The sequence below is a fragment of the Faecalibacterium sp. i25-0019-C1 genome, assembly GCF_042854225.1.
GTDB lineage: Bacteria > Bacillota > Clostridia > Oscillospirales > Ruminococcaceae > Faecalibacterium > Faecalibacterium taiwanense.
Genome location: NZ_AP031428.1, coordinates 1,082,410 through 1,095,382, shown reverse-complemented (window position 1 = coordinate 1,095,382; position 12,973 = coordinate 1,082,410). Strand labels below are relative to the sequence as shown.

Below are 12,973 nucleotides of genomic sequence, written 5' to 3'. Positions count from 1 at the left end.
AGAAGGAGCTTTGCTTACTGTACAGCAGCTGCCAGTTCAGCAGCGACCTCAGCATCGCGCTCAGCCTCACGGTTCTTCAGATCCTCACGGACTTCCGGCAGACCGGTACCTGCGGGGATCAGCTTACCAATGATGACGTTCTCCTTCAGGCCGGCCAGCGGGTCGACCTTGCCCTTGATGGCAGCCTCGGTCAGCACGCGGGTGGTCTCCTGGAAGGATGCAGCGGACAGGAAGGAGTCGTTTGCCAGAGCAGCCTTGGTGATGCCCAGCAGCACCTGCTGGTACTCGACCAGCTTCAGGCCCTCTTCACCAGCGTCGATGCGCTGCTGCAGATCGGCGTTGATGCTCTCCACTTCCAGACGGCTTGCCAGCGCACCGCCGATCAGGTTGGAAGAACCGGAATCAGTCACGCGCACCTTGCGGCACATCTGACGGACGATGACTTCGATATGCTTATCGTTGATCTCAACGCCCTGCAGACGGTAGACCTTCTGAACTTCGTTGATCAGGTAGTTCTGGACATCCTCCAGACCCTTGATTGCCAGAATATCCTGCGGATACAGAACACCTTCACGGGTGATGATGTCGCCCTTCTCCACACGGTCACCCGGCATCACGCGGGAATGCTGGGTGAACGGGATGGAGTAGCTCTTTACGACCTCGGCACCGTTCTCGTCCTTGCCGGTCACCTTGATAACGACATTCTTCTTGGTATCGTCCTGAGAAACGACACCAGAGATCTCGCTCATGATGGCCATGCTCTTGGGACGGCGGCTCTCGAACAGCTCTTCAACACGGGGAAGACCCTGCGTGATATCTTCAGCAGATGCGATACCGCCGGTATGGAAAGTACGCATGGTCAGCTGAGTACCAGGCTCGCCGATGGACTCTGCGGCGATAACGCCGACAGACTCGCCCAGACGGACCGGCTCGCCGTTTGCCATATCGGAACCGTAGCAGCGTGCGCAGACACCGGTCTTTGCACGGCAGGTCAGCAGGCTGCGGATCTTCAGCTTGGTAATGCCAGCAGCCTCGATCTCGTTTGCATCGTACAGGTCGATCATCTTGCCTTCCGGCACGATCACCTTGCCGGTGACGGGGTTGACCACATCGCCCACAGCGAAGCGGCCGATCAAGCGCTCGCGGAAGCTCTCGATCTTCTCCTTGCCCTCGTGGATCTCAGACACCCACAGGCCGTCGGTGGTGCCGCAGTCGATCTCGCGCACAATGACATCCTGAGAGACATCGACCATGCGGCGGGTCAGGTAACCGGAGTCAGCGGTACGCAGAGCGGTATCGGCCAGACCCTTACGGGCACCACGGGCAGAAACGAAATATTCCAGAATATTCAGACCTTCACGGTAGTTGGCACGAATGGGCATCTCGATGGTGTGGCCAGCGGTGTTTGCCAGCAGGCCGCGCATACCGGCCAGCTGCTTGATCTGGTTCATAGAACCACGAGCACCGGAGTCTGCCATCATATAGATCTCATTATCCTTGGGCAGGTTGTCTGCCAGAGCCTTGGAGACCTTATCGGTGGTAGCCTGCCAGATGGCGATGGTCTGGTTGTAACGCTCGTTGTCGGAGATCAGGCCGCGGTTGAACAGCTTGCCGACCTTTGCGATCTGCTGGTCAGCCTCAGCGATCAGTTCCTGCTTCTGCGGCGGGATCACAGCGTCGCACACAGCGACGGAGATTGCAGACAGAGTGGAGTACTTGTAGCCCTGCGCCTTGATGGCATCCAGCATCTTTGCACACTTGCGGGTGCCGTTGCGGGTCATGCAGCGGGAAATGATGTCGGGCAGAGTCTTCTTGGTCACGCGGAAGCTGACCTCGTACTCCAGCCAGTGCTCGGGATCAGTACGGTCGATATAACCCAGATTCTGAGGAACAGGGTTATTGAAGATGATGCGGCCGACGGTGGTTTCCACCAGACCGGTGCGCTCCACGCCGTCAATGGTCATGGTGCGGCGCACCTTGATGGGTGCGTGCAGGGTAACGATGTGCTCTGCATAAGCCATCAGGGCTTCGTTCTCATCGCGGAACACCTTGCCTGCGCCCTCGTCATTTTCACGAACGGTGGTCAGGTAGTAGCTGCCCAGGATCATATCCTGCGTAGGCACGGTAACAGGTGCGCCGTCAGAGGGCTTCAGCAGGTTGCCGGAAGCCAGCATCAGCATCTTGGCCTCACGGCAGGCATCCTCGCCCAGAGGCAGATGGACTGCCATCTGGTCACCGTCGAAGTCGGCGTTGAATGCGGTACATGCCAGCGGGTGCAGCTTGATGGCACGGCCCTCCACCAGCACCGGGTTGAAAGCCTGAATGCCCAGACGGTGCAGGGTAGGTGCACGGTTCAGCAGAACGGGGTGGCCCTTGATCACGGTCTCCAGGCTGTCCCACACTTCGGGCTTAGCGCGCTCCACCATCTTGCGGGCGGACTTGATGTTGTTGGCAATACCCTTCTCCACCAGATCCTTCATGACAAAGGGCTTGAACAGCTCCAGAGCCATTTCCTTGGGCAGACCGCACTGATCCATCTTCAGCTCAGGGCCGACGACGATAACAGAACGACCGGAGTAGTCAACACGCTTGCCCAGCAGGTTCTGACGGAAGCGGCCCTGCTTGCCCTTCAGCATATCGGAAAGGCTCTTCAGTGCGCGGTTGTTGGGGCCGGTGACCGGACGGCCGCGGCGGCCGTTGTCGATCAGGCTGTCCACTGCTTCCTGCAGCATACGCTTCTCGTTGCGCACGATGATGTCGGGAGCGCCCAGCTCCAGCAGACGGCGCAGACGGTTGTTGCGGTTGATCACGCGGCGGTACAGGTCGTTCAGGTCGGAGGTGGCAAAACGGCCGCCGTCCAACTGGACCATGGGGCGCAGGTCAGGCGGCAGAACAGGCAGCACATCCATGACCATCCATTCAGGACGGTTGCCGGAAATGCGGAATGCCTCAACTACTTCCAGACGCTTGAGGATGCGCACGCGCTTCTGGCCGGAGGACTTTTCCACCTCGGCAGTCAGCTCTTCACTCAGCTGATCCAGATCGATCTCCTTCAGCAGATCCTGAATGGCCTCAGCGCCCATAGCAGCCTCGAACTCATCACCGTAGTGGTCGCGCATCTCACGATACTCGCTCTCGGTGAGCAGCTGCTTCTTTTCCAGACGGGTAGCGCCCGGATCAGTGACGATATAGCTTGCAAAGTACAGCACCTTCTCCAGCAGGCGGGGGCTGATGTCCAGCATCAGGCCGATGCGGCTGGGGATGCCCTTGAAGTACCAGATGTGGCTGACGGGAGCGGCCAGCTCAATGTGGCCCATGCGCTCACGGCGGACCTTGGCCTTGGTCACTTCAACGCCGCAGCGGTCGCAGATCTTGCCCTTGTAGCGGATGCGCTTATACTTACCGCAGTGGCACTCCCAGTCCTTGGTAGGTCCAAAAATGCGCTCACAGTACAAGCCGTCGCGCTCCGGCTTCAGGGTACGGTAGTTGATGGTCTCAGGCTTTTTGACCTCGCCGTAGCTCCAGTTGCGGATCTGCTCCGGGGAGGCAAGGCCGATCTTGATGGAATCGAAAACGTTGTTTTCCATGAAACGAACCCTTTCTTAATCTCTAGTTGTCTCGATGATACAGGCGGCTTTCTTGTTCAGACCACAGGCCCCTCTCCCCTGCCGCAGCACGCGGAACAGGGGGCTTGAGGCTTGTGTTCTTTGTCTGATCAGAAATCTACTTCGTCAGAAGAAGCGGGAGCTTCGGCACCGGAGTTATTGTCCTCCAGCACAGAAGGATCATCGAAACCGGCATCGGCATCCTTAATATTATAATCGTTGAGCAGTTCGCTCTCCTGCACGACGTTCTCAGTGCCGGCAACATCGCGCATATCAAAGCCGGTCTCTTCGTCGTCGAAGTTCTGACGCATGTCGATCTCGTTGCCGTCCTTGTCCTGAACAACAACGTCCAGACCCAGAGACTGCAGTTCCTTCAGCATAACGCGGAAGGACTCGGGAATGCCGGGCTGCGGGATCGGCTCACCCTTAACGATGGCCTCGTAGGTCTTCACACGGCCCTCCACGTCGTCGGACTTGACGGTCAGGATCTCCTGCAGAGTGTAAGCAGCACCGTAAGCTTCCAGTGCCCAGACTTCCATTTCGCCAAAGCGCTGGCCGCCGAACTGGGCCTTGCCGCCCAGAGGCTGCTGAGTGACCAGAGAGTAGGGGCCGGTAGAACGTGCATGGATCTTATCATCGACCAGGTGATGCAGCTTCAGGTAGTACATATAACCGACGGTAACGCGGTTATCGAACTTTTCGCCGGTGCGGCCATCGTAAACGGTGGTCTTGCCATCGCGGTCCAGCTCGATCTTGGAGAAGTCGATGATGTGTCCCTTCTCACCCATGATCTTGGGGAGCTTCGTGGGATATGCAGGAGCATTCTCACCATGCCACATCTCGCGGGCGGTATCAAAGGTATCGCCGATGTCGTTCTCACGAGCAGAGTCGAAGACGGGAGTCATGACCTTGATGCCGCATGCCTTGGCAGCGTAGCCCAGGTTGACTTCCAGCACCTGACCAATGTTCATACGGGAAGGCACGCCCAGAGGGTTCAGCACGATGTCCAGCGGGGTGCCGTCGGGCAGGTAGGGCATGTCCTCCTGCGGCAGAATGCGGGAAACGACACCCTTGTTGCCGTGACGGCCTGCCATCTTATCGCCAACGCTGATCTTACGCTTCTGGGCAATATAGCAGCGGACGACCTCGCGCACGCCGGGCTGCAGTTCGTCGCTGTTCTCCGGGGTGAACACCTTGACATCCACAATGATGCCGTATGCACCATGGGGCACGCGCAGAGAAGTATCACGCACTTCGCGTGCCTTCTCGCCGAAGATGGCGCGCAGCAGGCGCTCTTCAGCGGTCAGCTCGGTCTCGCCCTTCGGGGTGACCTTACCAACCAGAATGTCGCCGCTCTTGACCTCGGCACCGATGCGGATGATGCCGCGCTCGTCCAGATCCTTCAGTGCATCCTCAGAAACGTTGGGGATATCACGGGTGATCTCTTCGGGTCCCAGCTTGGTATCGCGGCTCTCGGTCTCGTACTCTTCAATATGAATGGAGGTGTACACGTCCTCGCGCACGATCTTCTCGTTCAGCAGAACGGCATCCTCGTAGTTGTAGCCTTCCCAGGTCATGAAGCCGATCAGAGCGTTCTTACCCAGAGAAATTTCGCCGTTGCGCATTGCAGGGCCGTCGGCCAGCACCTGACCGGCCTTGACGCTCTCGCCGACCTCCACGATGGGACGCTGGTTGATGCAGGTGCCTGCGTTGGAGCGTGCGAACTTGACCAGAGGATAATCCTCCAGCTCGCCCTTGTTGTTGCGCACAACAACATGGTCGGCATCCATCTTCTCAACGATACCGTCATTCTTTGCCAGAACAGCGGTGCCGGAGTCGGTAGCAGCCTTGTACTCCATACCGGTAGCAACGATGGGCTGCTGGGTGACCATCAGAGGCACTGCCTGACGCTGCATGTTGGAACCCATCAGAGCACGGTTACAGTCATCGTTCTCCAGGAAGGGGATGCAGGCGGTAGCAACAGAGACCATCATTCGCGGAGAAACGTCCATGTAATCGACTTTCTCTGCATCAATTTCAAGGATCTCGTCGCGGCGGCGGGCAGACACACGGGGACGGATGAAGTGCTTGCCCTCATCCAGCGGCTCGTTGGCCTGTGCCACCACGTACTCGTCCTCGACATCAGCGGTCATATACTCCACTTCGTCGGTAACGACCTGCTCCTTCAGGTTGCCGTTCTCGTCATAGATCTTCTTGACCTTGCGGTACGGAGCTTCCACAAAGCCGTACTCGTTGATCTTAGCGTAGGATGCCAGATAGGAGATCAGACCGATGTTGGGGCCTTCAGGAGTCTCGATGGGGCACATACGGCCGTAGTGGCTGTAGTGAACGTCGCGGACCTCGAAACCTGCGCGGTCACGGCTCAGACCGCCGGGGCCCAGAGCAGACAGGCGGCGCTTATGGGTCAGCTCAGCCAGCGGGTTGTTCTGATCCATGAACTGGGACAGCGGAGAAGAACCGAAGAACTCCTTGATGGCTGCCACCACCGGACGGATGTTGATGAGGGCCTGCGGAGTGATGACGCTCTGATCCTGGCTCTGCAGGGTCATGCGCTCACGGATGACGCGCTCCATGCGGGAGAAGCCGATGCGGAACTGGTTCTGCAGCAGCTCGCCCACGCTGCGGATGCGGCGGTTGCCCAGATGGTCGATATCATCGGTGGTACCAATATTGTGGCCCAGACCGTTCAGGTAGTTGATGGAAGCCAGAATATCGGCGACCGTAACGGTGCGGCCGATCAGCTGGTCGTGGTTGCGGCGCAGCATCTCCTTCTGCTCTTCCACATCAGAGGTGGTGTCGAGGATTTTCTTGATCTCATCGAAGGAGCAGCGCTCGTTGATGCCGCACTCCTTCACGTCGAAGGAGAAGAAGCCCTGTGCATCCACACAGCCGTTGGTGATGACCTTGATCTTCCGGCTCTCTTCCTTCATGGGATCGTCGAGCTTCAGCACGACCAGATTCACACCGGCATTGTCAGCCTTCTCAGCCAGCTCGCGGGTGATCTTGGCACCAGCCTCGATCAGGATCTCGCCGGTCAGCGGAGCGACCACATTCTCAGCAGCCACTTGGCCGGTGATGCGGCGTGCCAGAGACAGCTTCTTGTTCATCTTATAACGGCCGAAACGAGACAGGTCATAACGGCGCGGGTCGAAGAACAGCATGTTGATCTGGCTGGTAGCAGACTCCACCGTGGGAGGCTCGCCGGGGCGCAGCTTGCGGTAGACTTCCAGCAGGCCCTCTTCCTGATTCTTGGTGGTATCCTTTTCCAGAGTAGCGAGGATGCGCTCATCGTCGCCAAAGAAGTTCAGGATGTCCTCGTTGGTGGACAGGCCCAGTGCACGGCACAGCACGGTGACAGGCAGCTTGCGGTTCTTATCAATACGGACATAGAACACATCGGAAGCATCGGTCTCGTACTCCAGCCATGCACCGCGGTTGGGGTTCATGGTGGCGCTGTACAGGTCGTTGCCCACCTTATCCTTGGCATCGCCGTAGAACACGCCGGGAGAACGCACCAGCTGGCTGACGATAGCACGCTCTGCACCGTTGATCACAAAGGTGCCGGCATCGGTCATCAGCGGGAAATCGCCCATGAAGATCTCCTGATCCTTCACTTCGCCGGTCTCCTTGTTCAGCAGACGGGCGGTGACGCGCAGGGGTGCTGCATAGGTCACGTCGCGCTCCTTGCACTCCTTGATGCTGTACTTCGGCTCCTTATCCAGGCGGAAGTCCACAAAGCTCAGTGCCAGATTGCCGGTGTAGTCCTCAATGGTGCCGATATCGTGGAAGACCTCTTTCAGGCCCTCGTCCAGGAACCACTGATAAGAGTTCTTCTGGACCTCGATCAGGTTCGGCATACTGATGACTTCGTCGATGTGGGAGAAGCTCATGCGCTCGGTTTTGCCGAGCTTTACGGGCTTGACTTTCATCATAAAATCAACCACTCCTTACTTTTATACTCTACGGGATGTCGTATACACGGGTCAAATTTGAGCAGACACACATAATTCGACCCGCGTCAAAGGGAACGTTTCGGCGTTTTTCACAAACTTTTCGGTTTGACCCGTCCAGCCGCCGCCTGCGTATTCCCCTTTTTGGCGCACTAGTCCATTATGTGATACTAATGCAGTATACACCCTAAAAGCCTTGCTGTCAAGCCATTTTTCAGATTTTTGCCAAAACAAATTTATTTTTTCTTTCATTTTCGCACGCCCGGCAGCGTGTTGTGTTTTGCCGTTTTAGGGCTTGATTTTTTTATTTTGCACGTTCCTGTTCATAATCCCCTTGTGCAATTTGTCTATCTTTGCCCTTGTGTTTTGGCGTATTACTTTTACAGTCGGATATGCCCGCTTTCCCTTGCGGCCCTTTTTTGTGAAAAAGCAGCTCAGAAAAGCTCGCAGGCTTTTCTGAGCTGCAAATATAAAAATAATGTTTTCTCTAATATTGCCAGAGCGCAAGCGGCGGCAATTATAATCGTTCACTCATCCAGATAATCCCGCAGGCGTTTTGCACGGCTGGGATGCCGCAGCTTGCGCAGGGCCTTGGCTTCGATCTGCCGCACCCGCTCCCGGGTCACATTGAACTCCTTACCCAGCTCTTCCAGCGTATGCGCCCGGCCATCCTCCAGCCCGAAGCGCAGTGCGATCACCCGCTCTTCCCTCGGTGTCAGGCTTTTGAGCACGCTGAACAGTTCCCGCCGCAGCAGCTGCCGCCCGGCTTCATCCACCGGGACGCCTGCATCCTCGTCCTGAATAAAATCTTCAAGGTGGGCATCCTCTTCCTCGCCCACCGGCGTTTCCAAGCTGATGGGGTCCTGCGCCAGCTGCAGCAATTCCCGCACACGGTCCGGCTCCATGTCCAGCTGAACAGCGATCTCTTCCGCGGTAGGCTCCCGGCCATTTTTCCGCAGCAGGTCACCCGTCATCTTTTTGACCCGGTTGATGCTCTCCACAAGGTGCACCGGGATGCGGATGGTCCTTCCCTGATCCGCAATGGCGCGGGTGATGGACTGACGGATCCACCACGTGGCATAGGTGGAAAATTTGAAGCCGCGCTCCGGCTCAAACTTTTCCGCCGCCTTCATCAGACCGAGATTGCCTTCCTGAATAAGATCCAGAAACGGCAGGCCCCGCCCTGCATAGCGCTTTGCCACCGACACCACCAGCCGCAGGTTCGCTTCGCTGAGCTTCCGCCGGGCATCCTCGTCCCCGGCCTGCGCGGCACGGGCAAGCTCCGTTTCCTGTTCTGCTGTCAGCAGCGGCACCCGGCCGATCTCCTTCAAATAGGCCTTTACCGGGTCGTCCAGCGCCACCCCCTCTGCCGAAAGCTCATGTTCCAGCCTGCCGATCTGCGTTTCATCCAACGCAGGCAGGTCCGCTTCCTCTTCGGTCAGGTGCACGCCGCGGTCCTCCAGTGCCGTATACAGCTCGTCCAGCTGCGCCACATCGTAATCCTGTTCGTCCATGGCACGGCTGATCTGCTCCGGTGTCAGAGCATGGTGGCGTGCCCGCGCAGCCAATGTTCTGGCCAATTCCTCCGTTTGCGACAATTTCTGCATGGTTCCTGCTCCTTTCCTCTCCTGCTCCAGCCGGAGGGGAAAGCGGGGGATCATTCTTCTACAGGCACATTTCCCTGCTTCTTTTCGCGCATCGACTGGAGGTAATCACTCAGTTCCTCATTGGACATATGCGCCGCCTTGCCTGCCATGGGCATCCCCCGGGCAATGCGGTCCAGATACAGCCGGATATCATCCGGCGTACAATTCACATCGCTGTATTGTGCCGCAAGATGGCTCAGTTCATTCAGCGCTTCTTCGCTTACAAAAGCGCGCAGCGTAGTCAGGCTGATCTCAATGCCCTCCTGTCGGCAGCGCAGCATGGCTTCAAACAGCTCCTTCTGCTGCGGCAGCACGAACTGTTCTGCGGTCAGCTGCCCCTGCACCAGATCGATATAGTGCGGCTCCCGCAGCATGGCCGCCAACAGCCGCTGCTGTGCGCTGGCAATGCCCAACGCCTGACTGCCGCCCGCACTGTACGGCACGTTGATCTGATTCATCTCACCGGACTTGAGCGCCTGCTGCTTTTTCTCCCAGCGGTGCTTGCTGCCCGCCCTCTTCACTGCAGTCTCCAGCTGGGTCATGATAGCTGTTTTGGAGATGTTGGTCTCCTCAGCCAGACGCCCCGCATACACTTCCTGCTCGGTAGGGTTGGAGCGCTCTGCCAGCATATTCACAGCTTCCTTCACGTATTCCAGCCGCTGGGCATCCTGTGCCAGATCGTACTGGCTGCGCAGACGGCCCAGCCGGAAGTCCAGTGCATTGCCCACACCGTCCAGCAGAGCCTTGAACCGCTCTGCGCCATACTTTTTGATGTACTCGTCCGGGTCCTTTGCACCGGGGATCTGCAGCACACCCACCTTTACCGGGCTGTTGCGGAACAGTTCCAGCGAGCGCAGCGTGGCCTTCTGGCCTGCTTCGTCCGAATCGTAGCTCAGGATCACCTCGTCAGCATACTCGCTGATGAGCCGCACCTGCTCCGGGGTCAGGGCCGTGCCGCAGGCGCACACTGCTGTGTCGATGCCTGCCTGATGCATACTGATCACGTCCATGTAGCCCTCGCACAGCACGAACCGGCGCACCGCGCTGCGCTTTGCGATCTGCAGCGCAAACACCGTCTCGGATTTGTGGTACACCAGCGTTTCCGGGCTGTTGACATATTTCGGTTTGGAATCGTCCAGCACGCGCCCACCAAACGCAATGATGTTGCCGCGCAGGTCAAAGATGGGGGTCATCACCCGCTTCCAGAACAGGCAGTAGATGCGGCCGGACGCACTGCGCTTGAACAGGCCGCTGGCATCCAGCTCCTGCTGATTGTAGCCCTTATCGCGCAGGAACTGATACAGCGCCTGTCCGTCGTTGGGCGCATAACCCAGCCCGAACCGGACGATAGTCTTGTCGTCCAGACCGCGCCGCCGCCAGTAGGCACGGGCCTGCCGGGCTTCCTCCACGGTGGAGTTCAGGCAGGCGTGGAAAAACCGTGCCGCCTCCTTGTTCATGGAGAGGATGCGGCTGCGCATCCGGCCTGTTTTGTCGTCCTCCTGCGGCTCCGGCATACCGGCCCGCGCTGCCAGCAACTTAACGGCCTCCGGGTAATCGATGCTGTTGATCTTTTTCGTAAAGGTAATGGCATCGCCGCCTGCGCCGCAGCCAAAGCAGTAAAAGCTCTGGGTGTCCGGGTAGACGTAGAATGAGGGCGTTTTTTCGCTGTGGAAGGGGCACAGGCCGCCATACAAACGTCCCTTGCGCTTGAGCTGCACATAGCTGCCCACCAGCTCCACAATGTCGGTGCGGCGGGTCAGTTCTTCAATGTATTCGTGTGGGATCATGGATCTTTCAAACGACCTTTCGGATTTATAGGACATGCCACTTCCGGGGCACAAACAATTCCTCAAAAGTGCGGATGGCAAATTCATCGCTCATGCCACTGATGTAATCAGTCACTGCGCGTTCTCTGCCCTCCTGATAAGCCAGCTGGATGTAAAAATTGGACATCCGGTCCACATGGTTCAGGTAGTAATCGTACAGTTCCCCGATCACCTTGTCCACCTTCTGCTCTTCCCGCTTGGCGGTCTTGTCCACGTACACGGTGGCATACATGAAATCCCGCAGCGCAAGGAAGGCTTCGTTTTCCTCTGCGCCCACCTTCACATCCCCATCGCTGTTGGCAAGGATACTGTTGATCATGGTGGTGATGCGGGCAGATTTTGTCTGGCCCAGCACGGCGGTGCATTCTTTCGGCAGGGTGGCTGGGTCCAGCACACCGGCGCGCACCGCGTCCTCAATGTCGTGGTTCACATAGGCGATCTGATCCGCCATGCGCACGATGCGCCCTTCCGGCGTTGCCGCCCAGGTGCCCTTTGTGTGGGTCACGATGCCGTTGCGCACCTCCCACGTCAGGTTCAGGCCCCGGCCGTCCTTTTCCAGCTTGTCCACCACACGCAGGCTCTGCATGTAGTGCTTGAAGCCGTCCGGGCACAGCTCATTCAGCGCGCGCTCCCCGGCATGGCCAAACGGCGTGTGGCCCAGATCATGGGCAAGGCTGATCGCTTCGGTCAGATCTTCGTTCAGCCGCAGGGCGCGGGCAATGGTCCGCGCGATCTGCGAGACCTCCAGCGTATGGGTCAGTCGGGTGCGGTACAGGTCTCCCTCCGGCGAGAGGAACACCTGCGTCTTTTGTTTGAGCCGTCGGAACGCCTTGCAGTGCAGCACCCGGTCACGGTCACGCTGGAACACCGGCCGGATCGGGTCCTGCTCTTCCGGCAGCATGCGGCCGCGGCTCTGGTCGCTGAAGGTAGCCCACGGCGCGAAGGTCATATGTTCGATCTCTTCTGTGCGCTGACGTACATCCATACAAAGTCGCCCTCCCTTTTTGTCGCCATTCCCCCTCTCTGTTTCGGCACAGCCGATCCCAATTGCTGCGTCTGCGGCAATTGTAGCACACCCGCTTTGTCGAAGGGGGAAAAAGCCTGTCGGTTCGCAAAATAATGCTTGCTTTTTTATTTTTGCTGCTGCCGGGTTCAGAACGGTGCGTAGAACGGGTCGGATACCGTCACCTGCGCGCTGCCGCGCGTCAGCTCCCGCAGCTGTTCCAGCAGCGGGCCTTCGGTGTGTTCCGGCATCTGCCAGCACAGGGTCACGCGATCCGTGAACTGCGGCGCGGCCTGTTTTGCTCCCGCCGCATCGATCAGCAGCGATGCACGCTCATAAAGGGAGTAATCCACCGTCACGCGCAGCTCCACCACGCTGCGCACCGTGACCACCTCGGCATTTTCCAGTGCACGGGCCGTAGCCGTGGTGTATGCGCGCACCAAGCCGCCGGTGCCCAGCAGCACGCCGCCAAAGTAACGGGTCACCACCACGATCAGATCCGTCAGGCCGCTGTGCTGCAGCACCTCCAGCGCTGGTGTGCCCGCCGTCTTGGCCGGTTCACCATCATCTGAATAGCGTTCCCGGTTGCCTTCCCGCAGGCGGTAGGCATACACATTGTGACGGGCGGTGCGGTTGGCCGCACGCACCTGTTCCAGAAATGCAACGGCAGCTTCCTCGCTGTCCGCAAATGACAGCGCCGCAATGAAGCGGCTCTTCTTTTCTTCATATTCTCCTGTGGCCGTGCCATGGATGGTGCGGTAATCCTCCACTGTGGTTCCTCCTGCATGTTATTCAAAACAAGTATAACATAAATCGTCCGTTGTGCAACCACTGCCGCATACGTTTTTGTGTCAAGGCCAGCTCCCGGTACCGCTGCCCGCATGTCCTCTGCCAGAAAAAAGCGCAACAAAAAATCGGCCAA

At 58.3% G+C, this 12,973-nt stretch carries 7 protein-coding genes; all 7 read right to left on the bottom strand.

The annotated features are described in order from the left end of the window. Positions 1 to 14: 14 nt before the first annotated feature. The 7 genes from rpoC to ACGHUK_RS05345 all read right to left on the bottom strand — a co-directional run bounded on the left by rpoC (position 15) and on the right by ACGHUK_RS05345 (position 12,821). Positions 15 to 3,587: a DNA-directed RNA polymerase subunit beta' gene (rpoC, locus tag ACGHUK_RS05375; RefSeq protein ID WP_154255390.1), complete on the bottom strand. Its 3,573-nt coding sequence runs from the start codon at positions 3,585 to 3,587 to the stop codon at positions 15 to 17. A 128-nt stretch (positions 3,588 to 3,715) separates the two neighbouring features. Further along, positions 3,716 to 7,558: a DNA-directed RNA polymerase subunit beta gene (locus ACGHUK_RS05370; RefSeq protein ID WP_097774836.1), complete on the bottom strand. Its 3,843-nt coding sequence runs from the start codon at positions 7,556 to 7,558 to the stop codon at positions 3,716 to 3,718. 51 nt (positions 7,559 to 7,609) lie between these two features. After that, positions 7,610 to 7,828 carry a hypothetical protein gene (locus ACGHUK_RS05365; protein WP_390575389.1) on the bottom strand — a complete coding sequence of 73 codons (219 nt, stop codon included), beginning with the start codon at positions 7,826 to 7,828 and terminating at the stop codon, positions 7,610 to 7,612. 275 nt (positions 7,829 to 8,103) lie between these two features. Beyond that, the gene (gene rpoD, locus ACGHUK_RS05360) at positions 8,104 to 9,183 is read right to left on the bottom strand and encodes an RNA polymerase sigma factor RpoD (protein WP_049935214.1); all 1,080 of its coding nucleotides are present in this window, start codon (positions 9,181 to 9,183) and stop codon (positions 8,104 to 8,106) included. A 50-nt stretch (positions 9,184 to 9,233) separates the two neighbouring features. Beyond that, positions 9,234 to 11,009 (bottom strand): DNA primase, encoded by a 1,776-nt coding sequence (dnaG, locus tag ACGHUK_RS05355; RefSeq protein ID WP_005940187.1) that lies wholly within the window; start codon positions 11,007 to 11,009, stop codon positions 9,234 to 9,236. 25 nt (positions 11,010 to 11,034) lie between these two features. After that, entirely contained in the window at positions 11,035 to 12,033 is a 999-nt protein-coding gene (locus tag ACGHUK_RS05350) for a deoxyguanosinetriphosphate triphosphohydrolase (protein WP_097778128.1), read from the bottom strand. Between the two features lie 167 nt (positions 12,034 to 12,200). Continuing rightward, positions 12,201 to 12,821 carry a YigZ family protein gene (locus ACGHUK_RS05345; RefSeq protein WP_097774833.1) on the bottom strand — a complete coding sequence of 207 codons (621 nt, stop codon included), beginning with the start codon at positions 12,819 to 12,821 and terminating at the stop codon, positions 12,201 to 12,203. Between the last annotated feature and the right edge of the window lie 152 nt (positions 12,822 to 12,973).

What these genes read in the sequence shown, in the direction of transcription:
- ACGHUK_RS05350 (WP_097778128.1), bottom strand. Translation starts at nt 12,033, where the DNA reads ATGGATGTACGTCAGCGCACAGAAGAGATCGAACATATGACCTTCGCG.
- ACGHUK_RS05365 (WP_390575389.1), bottom strand. Translation starts at nt 7,828, where the DNA reads ATGAAAGAAAAAATAAATTTGTTTTGGCAAAAATCTGAAAAATGGCTT.
- rpoC (WP_154255390.1), bottom strand. Translation starts at nt 3,587, where the DNA reads ATGGAAAACAACGTTTTCGATTCCATCAAGATCGGCCTTGCCTCCCCG.
- dnaG (WP_005940187.1), bottom strand. Translation starts at nt 11,009, where the DNA reads ATGATCCCACACGAATACATTGAAGAACTGACCCGCCGCACCGACATT.
- ACGHUK_RS05370 (WP_097774836.1), bottom strand. Translation starts at nt 7,558, where the DNA reads ATGATGAAAGTCAAGCCCGTAAAGCTCGGCAAAACCGAGCGCATGAGC.
- rpoD (WP_049935214.1), bottom strand. Translation starts at nt 9,183, where the DNA reads ATGCAGAAATTGTCGCAAACGGAGGAATTGGCCAGAACATTGGCTGCG.